The organism is Sorangium sp. So ce834 (assembly GCF_051521425.1).
In the GTDB taxonomy this organism is placed as follows: Bacteria; Myxococcota_A; Polyangia; order Polyangiales; family Polyangiaceae; genus Sorangium; species Sorangium cellulosum_D.
Window position 1 is genome coordinate 3581327 of sequence record NZ_CP150351.1, and the last position, 13389, is coordinate 3594715.

14 protein-coding genes and 1 pseudogene are annotated in these 13389 nt (G+C 74.5%); 10 read left to right on the forward strand and 5 right to left on the reverse strand.

What is annotated here, in order from left to right; genetic code table 11:
- Positions 1–13 precede the first annotated feature (13 nt).
- The 8 genes from WMF20_RS13110 to WMF20_RS13145 all read left to right on the forward strand — a co-directional run bounded on the left by WMF20_RS13110 (position 14) and on the right by WMF20_RS13145 (position 6108).
- On the forward strand, positions 14–301 hold the full coding sequence (locus WMF20_RS13110; RefSeq protein ID WP_061621355.1) for a hypothetical protein: 288 nt from the start codon (positions 14–16) through the stop codon (positions 299–301).
- Complete coding sequence (locus tag WMF20_RS13115; RefSeq protein WP_437613678.1) at positions 298–996, forward strand: sigma-70 family RNA polymerase sigma factor; 699 nt, start codon at positions 298–300, stop codon at positions 994–996. Before WMF20_RS13110 ends, WMF20_RS13115 begins: the two co-directional genes overlap by 4 nt.
- Before the next feature lie 19 nt (positions 997–1015).
- On the forward strand, positions 1016–1828 hold the full coding sequence (locus tag WMF20_RS13120; protein WP_437613680.1) for a hypothetical protein: 813 nt from the start codon (positions 1016–1018) through the stop codon (positions 1826–1828).
- 1 nt (position 1829) lies between these two features.
- Positions 1830–2978: a PEGA domain-containing protein gene (locus tag WMF20_RS13125; RefSeq protein WP_437613682.1), complete on the forward strand. Its 1149-nt coding sequence runs from the start codon at positions 1830–1832 to the stop codon at positions 2976–2978.
- 32 nt (positions 2979–3010) lie between these two features.
- Positions 3011–4618: a hypothetical protein gene (locus WMF20_RS13130; RefSeq protein ID WP_437613684.1), complete on the forward strand. Its 1608-nt coding sequence runs from the start codon at positions 3011–3013 to the stop codon at positions 4616–4618.
- Between the two features lie 4 nt (positions 4619–4622).
- A complete protein-coding gene (locus WMF20_RS13135) occupies positions 4623–4904 on the forward strand; it encodes a hypothetical protein (RefSeq protein WP_437613686.1) in 282 nt (93 codons plus the stop codon).
- Between the two features lie 150 nt (positions 4905–5054).
- A complete protein-coding gene (locus WMF20_RS13140) occupies positions 5055–5831 on the forward strand; it encodes a PP2C family protein-serine/threonine phosphatase (RefSeq protein ID WP_437613688.1) in 777 nt (258 codons plus the stop codon).
- 1 nt (position 5832) lies between these two features.
- Entirely contained in the window at positions 5833–6108 is a 276-nt protein-coding gene (locus WMF20_RS13145) for a type VI immunity family protein (protein ID WP_020734672.1), read from the forward strand.
- Positions 6109–6437: 329 nt separating this feature from the next.
- On the opposite strand, the gene WMF20_RS13150 is transcribed toward WMF20_RS13145, so the two are convergent.
- Positions 6438–6875, reverse strand: coding sequence for a nucleotide triphosphate diphosphatase NUDT15 (locus tag WMF20_RS13150; RefSeq protein WP_129574677.1), 438 nt, complete (start codon positions 6873–6875; stop codon positions 6438–6440).
- Positions 6876–7117: 242 nt separating this feature from the next.
- On the opposite strand from WMF20_RS13150, the gene WMF20_RS13155 reads away from it, so the two are divergent.
- Positions 7118–7801: a hypothetical protein gene (locus WMF20_RS13155; protein ID WP_437613690.1), complete on the forward strand. Its 684-nt coding sequence runs from the start codon at positions 7118–7120 to the stop codon at positions 7799–7801.
- 16 nt (positions 7802–7817) lie between these two features.
- Here the strand turns inward: WMF20_RS13155 and WMF20_RS13160 are convergent.
- The 4 genes and pseudogenes from WMF20_RS13160 to WMF20_RS13175 form a co-directional block, all read right to left on the reverse strand.
- Positions 7818–8093: pseudogene (locus WMF20_RS13160) on the reverse strand (PhzF family phenazine biosynthesis protein); the annotation flags it as partial.
- A gap of 91 nt (positions 8094–8184) precedes the next feature.
- On the reverse strand, positions 8185–9090 hold the full coding sequence (locus WMF20_RS13165; RefSeq protein WP_437613692.1) for a tRNA1(Val) (adenine(37)-N6)-methyltransferase: 906 nt from the start codon (positions 9088–9090) through the stop codon (positions 8185–8187).
- A 58-nt stretch (positions 9091–9148) separates the two neighbouring features.
- The gene (locus WMF20_RS13170) at positions 9149–9838 is read right to left on the reverse strand and encodes a hypothetical protein (protein ID WP_437613694.1); all 690 of its coding nucleotides are present in this window, start codon (positions 9836–9838) and stop codon (positions 9149–9151) included.
- A gap of 234 nt (positions 9839–10072) precedes the next feature.
- A complete protein-coding gene (locus tag WMF20_RS13175) occupies positions 10073–11026 on the reverse strand; it encodes an SIMPL domain-containing protein (RefSeq protein WP_437613696.1) in 954 nt (317 codons plus the stop codon).
- Between the two features lie 146 nt (positions 11027–11172).
- Here WMF20_RS13175 and WMF20_RS13180 point away from each other — a divergent pair, with 146 nt between their 5' ends.
- Positions 11173–13371 carry a serine/threonine protein kinase gene (locus WMF20_RS13180; RefSeq protein ID WP_165373958.1) on the forward strand — a complete coding sequence of 733 codons (2199 nt, stop codon included), beginning with the start codon at positions 11173–11175 and terminating at the stop codon, positions 13369–13371.
- The last annotated feature ends 18 nt before the right edge of the window (positions 13372–13389 follow it).

Genomic DNA, 13389 nt, shown 5'->3' on the forward strand with positions numbered 1-13389 from the left:
AGAGAGGCCCACGATGAAGACGACGCGCGAATTCGATCCCGTGCTGGTGGAGGCGGTGGAGCGCGCGCTCGCGCCGTACCGGGGCAAGCTGTCGCCGGAGCTCATCGAGCACATGCGCGAGGAGGCGCTGGCGCTCATGTCGGCGCACCCCTATCCGGTCGCGCTGCTCCAGTCGCTCCAGCGCCGGCCGCCGCCCGACGAGAGCCACGAGCTCGCGCGGGGCGTCGCCGCGCACGCCGAGGGAGCCGAGCGCGGTGACGCCCGGGGCAAGGGGCGGCGCCGTGGCGGGAGCCAGGGATGAGCCGGCTCCGCGCGATGCCTCCGGAGCCGCTCAGCCCCGAGCAGCAGGCCCTGGTGAAGGAGGCGATCGGCATCGTCCGGGCCAGGGTGGCGTTCCTCGCGCCCCACGCGCGGCCCGAGCAGAAGGAAGAGCTCCTCGCGTGGGGGCACTACGGGGCGGTGGTGGCGGCGTCGCGCTTCGAACCGGCGTTCGGGATCCGCTTCACGAGCTACGCTTACGGGTTCATCGACGGCGAGATCCGCGACTGCCTCCACCGCGAGCGGCAGCAGCGCCGGCTGTACCGCGCGGCGAGCTGGGCGGCGCGCTCGTTCGTCGCGGAGACCTCCGATCGGTTCGACGTGGTCTGGGACGACGACGCGACGAACAGCGACCGGCTCGCGAAGTACGCGAGGCACGTCGTCGCGTCGATGGTCCTCGGGGTGGTCGAGGCCGGGGACACCCTCGACGACGCGGCGGTGGACGCGGAGGACCGGCGCCGGGCGATCGAGAGCGTCCGCGGGGTGTACGACGCGCTGGGCGAGGAGGATCGCCGGCTGTACGCGCTGCGCTACGTGGAGGGGCTGGCGATGCATGCGGTGGCGGCGGGGCTCGGCGTGTCGCTGTCCACGGCGCGGCGCCGCCACGACGCGCTGCTCGATCACCTGGCCGCGGCGCTCCTCGAGGGCGGCGTGACGGAGATGCCGCCGCGCGAGTGAGCGAGGAACGAGGGAAGCGATGCGTACGGACGACCCGAAGCGGCCGGTGGTGAAGCCCGGCGACGATCCCAGGCTCGACAGGCTGATCGAGGACCTGCGGCACGATGGGCAGGGCGGCGATCCGTTCTATCCGGTCGCGCGGCGCTGGTTTGGCAGGGCCGCGCGCAAGGCGGCCAAGCCCGCGGCCGGCGCGGCGGGCGGCGAGAAAGGGCCCGGCGCTGCCGCGGCGGCGGGGCGCGCGCCCGCGGGCCGGCCGCGCGGGCGGCTGCGCGTCGTGGCGGTCGTGCTCGCGGTCCTCGCGGCGATCGGCGGCGCGGTCGCGCTGTGGCCGGCGGCGCGCGCGCCGCGCGGCGGCGAGCCGGCGCCCGCGGCGGCGGCGGGGCGCGATCCGTCCGCGGGCGCGGCGGCCGGCGCGCGGCCGGTGCCGCGGCAGGCGGCGGCGGGCGGCGCGCCGAGCGCCGTCGCGTCCGTGCTCGAGCCGATGGGCGCGGGGGCGGGGGCTGCGCCCGCGGCAGCGGGGCGCGAGGGCGCCGAGCGAGGCGCGAGCGACGGGGGGTCTGGCCGATCGAGCGCGCCGGCGGCGGGCAGCGAAGGCGGAGGGCGCGTCGCGAGCAGCGGCGCGCCGGCGGCGGCGAGTGCGCCGGCGGCGAGCGCGCCGGCGGCGAGCGCGCCGGTGCCTCCGAGGCGAACGGCGGACGCGCCTGCGCCTCGTCCGCCGGGCCACGTCGCCCTGCCCAATGCCACGCCCGCCGGAGTAAGCTCCGCGCCCGCAGGGGCGCCGCCGGCGGACAGCAGCGCGGGTCCGGGTTCCCTGCCACCGGAGGTGTTCTGAGATGAAGGCGAGAGCGAGGAGGGCCCGTGCGGCGGGCTGGCTGGTGCTGGTGGCAGGCGCGGTGGCCGCGGCGCCGCCGGCGGCGCGCGCGCAGGGGGCGGCGGGGAGCGCGCAGGCAGCGCCGGCGAGCGCGCAGGCAGCGCCGGCGGGCGCGCAGGCAGGGCCCGCGAGCGCCGAGGCGGCGCAGGCGTCGCGCGACGCGGACGCGGCGTTCGCGCGGGGCAAGGAGCTGTACCGGCTCGGGAAGCTCGACGCGGCGTACGAGCAGTACCGGACGGCGTGGTCGCTGAAGCAGAGCTACGACATCGCGGCGAACCTCGCCAACGCGGAGCTCCAGCGCGGGATGAAGGTGGAGGCGGCGGAGCACCTCGCGTTCTGCCTGCGGAGCTTCCCGGCGACGGGCAATGCGGCGCAGCACGAGCAGGTCCGTGCGCAGTTCCGCGCCGTGCGAAAGGAGGTGGGGTCGATCGTCGTCAAGGCGAACGTCGACGGGGCCGAGGTGTCCTTCAACGGGACGGCGGTGGGGCGCACGCCGTTCCGGCACGAGGTGTTCGTGAAGCCCGGGACGATCGCGGTGGAGGCGCGGCTCGCGGGCCACGAGCCGGCGCGCGTCACGCTGGAGATCCCTGCCGGCGAGGTGAACACGGCGGATCTCACCCTGCTGCCGCCGTCGGCGCCCGAGCGGCCCGCGCCGCCGGCGCCGGCGCCGCCGCGCGCCGAGGCCCCGGTGCCCGCGCCGCGCGCGGGGGCGGACACGGTCGGGCCGCGGCCGGAGGTGCTGATCGCGGGCGGGGCGGTCGCCGGCGCGGGCGTGATCGCGGGGGTGATCCTGACGGCGCTCGCGGTCGGGCGGGACGGCGACGCGGACGAACAGCGGGACGCGCTGGTGCGCGAAGGCGGCCCGGCGGCGTGCGCGGTGGACTCGCCGAAGTGCGCGGGGCTGCGCGACGCGCTGGAGGGCGCGGCGGACCTGAAGAACGCCGCCCTGTGGACCTTCGTGGGCGCCGGGGCCGTCGGGCTCGCGACCGGGGCGTACGCGCTCTGGGGCGGCGGGGCGCCGCGCCAGGGCGTGGCGACGGCGCGCGCCGTGACGGCGGCGCCGGTCGTGACCGCCGGCGGCGGCGCGCTCTTGATCCGGGGGACGTGGTGAGGGGCGAAGCGGGGCGTGAGGAGGAGCGACGCATGCGTCACTGGCGCGGGCTGATGGGCATCACGGCGGTGGCCTTCGGGGCGGCGATGGTGCCCGGCACGGGGTGCGTGTTCGGCGTGGATTACAACGACTGCGCGGAGTACCCGGGCGGGGTGTGCGGCGGCGGTACGGGCGGCAGCGGCGGGGAGGAGCCGCCGGATCCTTGCGAGGCGGATCCGCGGGAGGACCCGAGCGTGGTGAGCGAGGCGTGCGGGGTGTTCGCGCGGGCGGGGGCTGAGGAAGGAGGAGCGGGGACGCGGCAGAGGCCGTACGGGTCGCTGCAGGAGGCGATCGAGAAGGCGGCGGCGGAGGGCAAGCGGGTGTACGCGTGCACGGAGGGGGAGGCAGCGTTCGAGGAGAGCGTGAAGGTCGAGGCGGGGCTCGAGGTGATCGGGAGCTTCGATTGCGCGGGGTGGACGCTGGAGGAGGGAAGGAAGAGCGCGCTCGCGGGGCCGGCGGACAAGGTGGCGCTGACGCTCGGGGAAGGGGCGGAGGGGGCGCGGGTGGAAGGGTTCGCGATCCGGGCGGCGGATGCGAAGCAGGACGGCGGGTCGTCGATCGGGGTGGTGGTGGCCGACGTGGAGGCGGAGCTCGCGGAGGTGGAGGTGACCGCGGGCAACGGCAAGGACGGGGCGAGAGGGACGACGCCGGAAGAGGCGCCGGTGGCCGGGGCGAGCGCGGAGGCCGGGGGCGCGTCGAACGCGTGCGTGGCGGAGAACGCGGTGCTGGGCGGGGCCGCGGGCGTGACGAGCTGCGAGGACGGCGAGACGGCCGGCGGGCGCGGGGGGCTGGGGGGGAGCGGAGAGACGGACGAGGGCAACGGGCAGGCGGGGGAGGATGGCGGGCCGGTGCCGGAGGAGAATCCGATGCGTAAAGGCCTCGGAGGCGTGGGGGAAACGGCGTCTCAAGACTGTGAGAGAGGAAATGACGGCAAGAGCGGCACCGCTGGCCCTGCCGGCGTCGGCGGGACGGGCGCGACGCTGGCGCTGACGGGCCTGAGCGGTGGCGACGGCGACCCGGGCAAAACCGGCGGCCGGGGCCAAGGCGGAGGCGGGGGCGGCGGGGCGAAGGCGGGGCTGTTCTGCAAGCTCGGACCGGACACCATCGACGGCGTGGGAGCCAGCGGCGGAGGCGGCGGAGCCGGGGGCTGCGGCGGGAAGGGAGGCGGCGGCGGGCAGGCGGGCGGCTCGAGCGTGGGGATCGTGAGCCTGGGCAACCGGCTGAAGCTGACCGGGGTGACGGTCGCGGTGGGCAAGGGCGGCAACGGAGGCGCCGGGGCGGCGGGGCAAAGCGGCGCCGCTGGCGGCAATGGGGCCGCGGGTGGGACGGCTTCGGGAACGGCACCCAGCAAAGCCGGGTGCGATGGCGGAAAGGGTGGCGCAGGCGGCCCAGGTGGCGTGGGCGGTGGCGGCCGGGGCGGCTATGCCGTAGGCCTTGCGTATGCGGTGACGCCCAGCGAAGCGCCTGCGGTGCAATTCGCCGCGGGTACACCCGGCCTCGGCGGCAACGCCGGCCCTGGAGGCGCGATGGAAAACGCCGGAGCGCCGGGGAGCGAAGGGAGCTGCTGGGACTTCGCGAAGCGGTCGCCGTGTGGAGGCTGAAGGGATGAGGGCTTCCAAGACGATGACGCCGCACGAGGTCCTGCTGTCGATGTTGGCGGACGACGCCGACGTCCAGAGAGCGCTCGTCCAGATGAGAGGCTGGGCGGAGAAGCTGGCCGCCGCCGAGCCAGAGGCCGAGGCGGAGGACGATGAGGCGTGGGTGAGGGCGGTGCCGGCGGCGTGTGTGGCCGACAAGCACAGGTCGCTCGTGGCGTCGCTCGGCACGGCGGTCTTGGTGCTGATGATCCTGTGCGGCGTGGCGCTGGTGGCCCTGCGCCTGCGGTGACGTGGCGAAGCAGCGACGCAGTGACGTGACGTAACGAGAGGGCCGCGCGCGGCGCGGCCTCACCAATCAGGGAAACGCGCGCCGCGCAGCGCCGCGCGGCGCGCCTTTGGCTCGGCTCGTCTCATCGACGAGCACGCGAGGAGGACGATCGTGTATCCACAGCTCGCCATCGAGGCGGCGGCGCAGTCGGACGTGGGGCGGCGCCGGAGCCGCAACGAGGACAGCTTCGCGGCGCTGCCGTACCTGGGGCTGTTCATGGTGGCCGATGGGCTCGGGGGCAACGCGGCGGGCGAGGTGGCGTCGCGGATGGCGATCGAGGTGGTCAAGAGCTGCTTCGAGGAGGGGGAGGATCTCGAGGACACGTGGCCCTACGGCGCGGCGAGGCCGCGCCATCAGGACGAGGTGCGGCTCGTGCTGAGCGTGCGGCGGGCCAACCGGGCGATCTACGAGGCGAGCCAGCAGCAGGACGAGATGCGCGGGATGGCGACGACCTTCGCGGGCGTGCTGCTGGGGCCGGGGATGGCGTACATCGCGCACGTGGGCGACTCGCGGGTCTACCGGATGCGCGAGGGGAAGCTGGAGCGGCTGACGCAGGACCACACGCTGCTGGAGGAGCTGCTCCGGGACGGCGACGGCGCGCTGGAGACGCTCGAGGCGCTGAGCGACCGGGCGAACGCGGTGACGCGGGCGCTGGGATGCGATGAGAGCGTGGCGATCGAGTCGCGGGTGGAGGCGACGGCGCCGGGGGATGTGTTCCTCGTGTGCTCGGACGGGCTGTGGGGGCCAGTGCCGGAAGAGCGGATCGCGGGCGTGCTCCGGGCGCACGGGGAGCTGAGCCTTGCGGCGAGCTTGCTGGTCGACCTCGCGAACGAGCACGGCGGGCCGGACAACGTGACATGCGTGCTGGCGCGGCTGGGAGGCGGGTGACGTGCGCGGCGGCGACATGCGCGGCGGCGAGGTGGGTGCGTTGAATAGCAGGTTCGTTGTTCGCCGTTTTTGCCGCGGGATCCTGATCCAGGCGGGCTCGCGTCCGCAGCTCGGCGACGCGGAACGCAACGTCTGGCCGGAGCTGTACGTCAAGCTGTCGAAGTACCTGAAGCCGATCCGCATCACGAAGCACCGGCCCTTTCAATACGCCGGTCCGGGGCTCCGGTTCGATCTGGAGCGCAGCCAGGCGTGGCTTCGCCGCTTCGATGAACGGTGAGTAGGAAGGAGAGATCGAGATGAGGACCACGGCCAAGCGGTCAACCCGCATGAGCACGACGCGAGAGGCTGGTGACGGACGCACCCCTCCCAGCCCGCGCGGAGCGCGGGCTATGGGAGGGGCCGGCGGCGCGCAGGCGCGAAGCGCCGAGCACCGACGGGGGGTGGGCATCGTTCTTTTCTGCTGCATTCTCTCGGTCCGGTCGTGCGGCGGCGAGGAAGTACGCCCGCACGGCCCCGGCGGGGAGGAGCCGCCGGATCCTTGCGAGACGGATCCTCGGGATACTCGCCTCTCCAAGATTGGGACAGGCGCGGGCGCGACAGGCGGGATCAGGGGTTGTAGCGGCGGCCGCTGCGGTAGCTCGCGATGGCGAGCTCCACCGGGCGGAACAACGGCTCGGGCAGCGCGTCGAGCGAGTACCAGCCCCAGCCGGCGATCTTGTGGGGCTCGCGGTCCTCGGGCTCGCCCTCGAACTCCTCCGCAAGGAGCTGGATGTCCACGTAATGCTTCCCGTAGGCGAGGATGTTGCTCAGGCACAGGAACGAGAGCTTCTTGACCACGAGGCCGCTCTCCTCGCGCACCTCGCGGATGGCGCAGGACTCGAACGACTCGCCGAGCTCGAGGTGGCCGCCGCACCACGAGTAGCTGCCGTCGCCGTGGCTGCCGCGCCGCCGCGCGAGCAGCACGCGCCCGTCGCGCACCAGCATGACGCCCACGCCCACCAGCGGCCGCTCCGCGGCGCTCCCTCCGACGATCGCCTCTCCCAAGGACACCTCCTCGCACGCGACGCAGGCGCGCGCGGAGCGCGCTCTAGCACGGCGCCACGGCGCAGCGGCGCAGCGGCGCAGCGGCGCCATGCGCCGTGCGCCGTGCGCCGTGCTAGAACGCGCGCCGCCCGGCAGACCGACCGCCGCGCCGCCCGCGGCGCGCGGAGCCACCTCGCGGGCGTACGGTACGACCGCCGGGACCGGTTGACTTTTCAGTGAACGCGCGTACCGTGCCAGCTCCGATGGATGTCGCCCTTCCCTGGGAGCTGAACCCCGCCCTGCACGAGAGCCGGCTCGTCCTCCTGGCGCAGACGGCGGTCGATGTCCGAAACAAGGCGTTCCGCGAGGCGAACCGCGAAGAGGGCGATACGAGCTGGGGCATCGGCTGCAAGGCGCACGAGCGGTTCGGTCACGCCCTCTGCAAGCTGGCAGACAGCGGGAAGCACCCGTGGCTGACCGTCCACCGGGACGGCCTGTACCTGATGCCCCATATCGAGGGGATCGCGGTGCGCGTGTACCGCGGTCCGGCCGACAAGCCCTCGCAGAGGCACCTCGAGGCGGCGCGCAGCGAGCACGGCCGGCGGGGCGAGCCGCGACAGATGGCCTTCTCGTTCATGGGGCAAGAGACCGAGCCGGACGGCCCGTGGTTCTGGATGATGGCCGTCGAGACGGACGTCGAGGGGAGGGCGCTCCGCGCCGTGTTCTTCCAGGCCAACGAGGCGGGCGGGACCCGGAACGCATGGGAAGCCCCGGTCGAGATGGCGCCCGCCGCCCCAGCGGCGGGGCCCGGAGACAAGCCGGCGCGCCCGGCGAAGCAGCGGCCGGCGCAGGGCCAGCCGGCCAAGGACGCGCTCCTCGGCCGCGACGGACGGCCGCTGTTCCGGGCGCAGACCGTGCCCCTGCCGCTCGTGTCGCAGCCGAGCTGACGATCGCGCGAGAGGATCAGCGCGGAGGAGGGGTGTCCGAGGGAGAGCCCTCGCCCCGGATGTTCGGCTCGGCGCGCAGCTCGCCCTCCAGGACGGTGACGGCCTGGCCGCCGAGCTCGACGCGATCGCCGCGCAGGCGCACGCGCACCACGCCGCCGCGCGCCGAGGCCTGATAGGCCAGCATCTCCGCCTTGCCGATGCGCGCCGCCCAGAACGGCGTCAGGCAGCAGTGCGCGGAGCCGGTGACCGGATCCTCGTTGACGCCCGCGGCAGGGGCGAAGAACCGCGAGAGCAGTCCACGCCGAAGCGGCCGATCCCGGACTCGTATGCTGGAGAACTTCGAGATCCGTAGTGCGCGGACCCGCCGTCACGCCGTCACGCCGTTACGTGGTCACGTCGTCACGTCTCACCACCGGGATTCCCATCGTCCGGCGGAGCGCGTCGAACTCCTCCGTGAAGCGTCCGTTCCCGCCGCGCAGCAGGAGCGGCGGCTCGTCGCGGCACGGCGCCGCGGCCCCGGCGCGGCGCAGGGCGTAGATCGAGAAGAGGGCGGCCTTGCCCTCCTTCGGGACGACGTCGCGCCACGCCTCGAGCGCGAGCCCGGCCGCCGCCGCCGCCGCCTCGACGCGGCCCCGCTGCCGCGCCGCCGCGCAGGCCACGAACGGCGCGCCGGGCGCGAGCAGCCGCGCCGCCGCGAGGCAATAGTCCTCCACGCCGCCCCGGTGCTCGAAGCGGCACGGCCCGCACTGGACCCGATCGGACTCGATGCCTGTGCCGACCGGCAAGTAGGGCGGCGTCCCCGTCACGAGGTCCGCGGGCCCGAGGCCGTCGAGCGCCGCGGGATCGCGCAGGTCCCCCCAACGGACCTCGCAGCGGTCGTCGATGCCGTTCCACGCGACCGATCGCCGCGCCATCGCCATGCTCACCTCCTGCGCCTCCACGCCCGCGCAGCGCGCGTCCGGGAAGCGCCACGCGGTGAACAGGAGCACCGTGCCGATGCCGCACCCGAGATCCACGGCGCGGCGCGGGGGCGCGTGCGCCACCTGCTCGGCCGCGAAACAGGCGGTCATGAAATCGTCGGCCGACCAGCGGTGGCCGTCGAGCCGCTGGAGGATGCGGAAATCGCCGGAGAGGTAGCAGAGGTCCTCGCCGGGGCCGGGCCAGACCTCCGGCCGCTCCGGCGTCACCGGACGCGGCCCAGGGGCGACCCACCCGGGCGGCCGGCGCGCGGGCCGCACGACCCCGCCGGTCGGCGCGAGGGAGGGCTGGACGTCAGGGGGAGCGTTCATCGGCCCCATGTACCACGCCGGGCGGCGTCGGGGGCTGGCGCCGTCCTCCCGCGGGGCGTCAGGGGTTCGCGCACTTGGTCTCGATCGAGGGGTCATCGCAGAAGAGGCACTGAGTGGCCTCGCAATTCAGCGCAGGACACGACGTGGGGCAGGTCGGCTCGTTCGGGTCGCAGTTGATGATCTGCCAGGTGATCCAGCTCATGTCGTCCGGGTCGTCCGGGCAACTGCACTTCTTCGTGTTGAAGGCGTGCGACGCCATCACGGTGATCGTATGACACTCCCGCTCCGGCGTCGTTGCGTCGTCCGGGAGAGAATCGATGTTGAGGTCCAACCTGGCCCTGAGGGGGCGCTGTCCGCCGGCGATGGTCCCCGCCGAGACCGAATCCTGCTGGACGCGCCTCCGGTACGGGTACTTGTCCGAGGTGAGCTTCCCATAATCGATGTACATGTACACCTCCACGGGGTCGCCGTTGTCCTCGGACAGCACCGTCGCGCTGAAATCCTGGATTTTGCCCATCTGGTCGATGTGCACGGGCCTGTGCGGGGGAGGGAAGACCGCCGTGAGCACCGGCGGCGTCCTCTCGGCGTGATCGTACTCCGGCGGCGAGAGCACGAGGCAGCCTGTCGCCGACGCGGCGAGCGCCGCGGCCCCGAGCGAGCGCGCGAGCGCGGTAGCAAAGCGAGCGAAGCGTGGGCGCGCCGCACGGACGGCAGCGCGGAGCATGGAAGGGCAGGGCGGAGCGGTCATGGTGGCGCTGGTGAGGGTGGAGCGGTGTAGGGTCCGAAGCTGGACGCTGGAACTCTATCCGCTGCGGCGACGCGCGGGTTGGGTATCGCTGTAATCCGACCGCTGCGGCGAGCCGCGGCCGCGCCGGCCTGCCGGCGGGCGAAGCGCAGGCCGCTCAGCGGCGGACGCCGCGGCTCGGCCCGCGGGGTGAGCGCGCGCGATGGCCGGCGAGGAGCGGAGGCCCGGGTCGGGCGATCACTTGCGCGGGCTCGCCGGCGCGTTCTCCAGGGCGTAGATGACCTTCACCTGCGTGCCGAGCTGAACCTCGCCGGGCGCGACGGGGGTGCCGATGTCCGCCGCGAACCCGCCGGAGGCGGCGCGGGGGGCGTACATCGGCATCGGGCCGCGCGGGCCGGAATCGAGGATCTCGCTGATCGCGACGACGGGGCCGAGCGAGACGCCCTGGAGCCGGGCGAGCGCCTCGGCGCGAGCCCGCGCGTCCGCGATCGCCTTCTCCCTCGCCTGCGCCTCGAGCGGCTCGGTCTTGTCGATGCCGAACGTGACGCCCCACACGTTGTTCGCGCCTGTGGCCACGGCGGCGTCGAGCACCGCCCCGACCTGATCGAGGTTGCGGATGACGACCATCACCGTGTTGCTCACCTGATAGTAGTACGTCGGAGGCGCCGGCTGGGCCGGCGCCAGATCGGGCGGCGCGGGCGGCTTCGGGGCGGGAGGCGGCGTCGGCTTCGGCCCGCGCCCCGCGGGCGCCGCTGGGGCCGCGGCGGGCGCGGGCGCCGCGGCCGCTGCAGGCGCCGCGGCCGCTGCAGGCGCCGCGAGGGGCTGCGGGGGGAGCATCCAGGGCGGCACGTCGGCCTGCCGCATGAGCTGGATGGAGTAGTTGCTGGTCTGGATGTCCTTGTCCGCGAGGCCGAGCTTCCTGAGCGCCGCGAGGATCTCGGTCATGCGCGCGGCGGCCATCTTCGTCGCCTCGTGCACCGTGGGCGCCAGGACCTCGATGCCCAGCTGGGCGCGGGCGACGTCGGGCTTCGCGTGGACGTCGCCCTGGCCGACGACCGTGATGGTGTGGGACTCCGGATGGACGGCCTGAGGCGGCGTCGCCTGCGCCGCGCAAGCGGCGAGCAGGGGCGCGGTCGACAGCAGGAACCCGGCGAGGCACAGCCGGCGCGACAGAGAGCTCTGGTTCTTCATGGCCGTGCAACGCGCGAGCCCCACGCGGCCTTACAGGGGGCGGCGGCAGGCCGCGCGGGCGACGCGCGGGCGACGTCGGAGCGGGCCGCATTGCCCCCCTTCGTCAAGTTGCTCCACGGCGCGCCGGGTGCGCTATGGTCGTTCACGTGCTCACAATACCCAGCGATGAAGAGGCCCTCGGAGGACTGCAGGGGGCCACGATCCCCAGCGACCTCTCGCCAAGCATCGGCTACCGGATCGTGTCGCGCGCCGGGGCCGGGACGATGTTCGTCTCGTACTACGCGGTCCGCATCGCGCCCGAGGGCGAGACCCCCGTCGTCGTCAAGATCCTGAGGCCGTCGCTGTTCAGGCAGATGGGGCCGTCGGCCGCCGTCATCGTGAAGAAGGAGGCGGTGTCCCTCGGCCGCCTCAACGAGCAGGTCCCCCCGACCCCCTTCGTGGTCCGGCTCATCGACACCGGCACCTTCGCGGTCCGCCGGGGCACGAAGACGCTCGACCTGCCCTGGATCACGATCGAGTACGTGCACGGCGGCATCCAGGGCGTGACGCTCCGCCAGCGGGTGCAGGGGACCATCCAGGCCACGGGCCACGCGTTCGATCCGGCGCGCGCGACGCGCGCGATCGAGTGCATCGCGAGCGGGCTGTCGGCGGTGCACGACGTGGGCGTCGTCCACCGGCAGCTCACGCCGGAGAGCATCCTGTGCTGCGGCTCCGGCGACGAGGAGCTGTTCAAGATCAGCGACTTCGGCATGGCGCGGCCGCGCGGCATCCGCGAGACGATCATGGCCGGCGTCGTCAGCAACACCGGGGTCGCGCCGCCGGAGATGCTGTCCGCCGATCCGAGCACGATCGGCCCGTGGACCGACATCTTCAACCTCGCGTCCGTCATCTTCTTCCTGCTCACGGGCGAGCAGTACATCGTCGCGGAGTCGCAGGCGCAGGCGCTCATGGCGGCCATGGCGCGCACGCGCCGGAGCATCCTCGAGACGCGGTGGCTCCACCCCGCGCTGCGCGGCAACGACCAGGCGTGCAAGTCGATCGACTTCGCGCTCCGCTGGGCCTCCGCCGGCGAGGCGCAGGAGCGCCTCCAGGAGGCCGTGGCCGTGGCCGCGATGCTCTCGCCGTACCTCCGCCCCGCCTCGCCGGTCTCCGCGCTGGAGCAGCGGATCGTGGCGAGCGCGGGCGAGCAGCGCACGCGCGCCCACGACGAGATGGCGCCCATGACCATCCCGTCGACGCACGTGAAGGCGCCGGTGCAGCTCAAGGGGGAGCTCGGCCAGACGCTGCTCTCGCCGCGCCAGCCGAAGGCCGCCGCCGCGCCCGCCGCCGATCGCGCCGTCGATCGCCCGAGCCCGGATCGCGCGATCGAGGCCGAGCTCATCAGCGCGCCGCCGCGCCTCAGCCGGGAGGCGCCGCCGCCTCGGCCGTCGATCATCATCGAGCGCTGGACGTGGAGCGTGCTCCACCACCCGAGCCTCGAGTCGGTCATCCGGAGCGTGGCCTGGGACGGCTACGGCCGGTGCCTCGCGGCGGCGACGGGCGGGCTGCTCTTCTGGAACGGCACGAGCTGGAGCGAGGCGTCGTCCGGCGGGCTCCCGAGCCCGCAGGGCGTGCGCTTCGTGCACCGGATCGGCCCCGGCCGCTGGCTGCTCGGCGGCGACGGCTCGACGCTGGCGGTGTACACGACGGGCGGCGTCACGGGCGTCTTCCAGCTGCCGGGCGAGCCGCAGAGCCACGTCGCGCTGAGCGGCGACCTCGAGGACATGGGCATCCTCGTCTCGACGACGCCGAACGATCCGCGGCCGCTCCTGCACGCCTTCATCGCCAAGCGCTGGCTGCGGCCGATGCCGGCCGAGGGGGTCGCGCTCCTCGCCGCGGTCGCGCGCGTCGAGGACGAGCGGTGGCTGCTCGTCGGCCGGTCGACCGCGGGCGAGGGGCTGGTCGCGCTCTACGCGCCGCTCGACTGGCACATGGAGCGCATCCCCGCGCCGCCGGCGCGGGCGTTCGTCGCCTGCGCCGGGCGGCCCGATCTCGGCGTGGGCATCGCGGTCGGCGCGGACGGGAGCGTCGTCTGGCGGTACGGGCAGAGCGTCTTCACGGAGCACATCGAGCCGCGCCGCGCCCTGTCGGCCGCGACGATCGACGCGGAGGGCCGCGCCTGGGCGGGCAGCGCGGGCCGCATCTGGGTGCGGCGCGGCGGCATCCCGCCGATGGCGGGGACGTGGGAGTGCGTCTGGGAGAACGACGCCTGGGTCGGCCCGGTGGTGTCGCTGTTCGTCGACTCGGAGGTGGTCGTCGCCATCACGGCGGACGGCGGTATCATCGAGGGGCGCGTCACCGGCTGACGACCCGCCCGCGCGCCG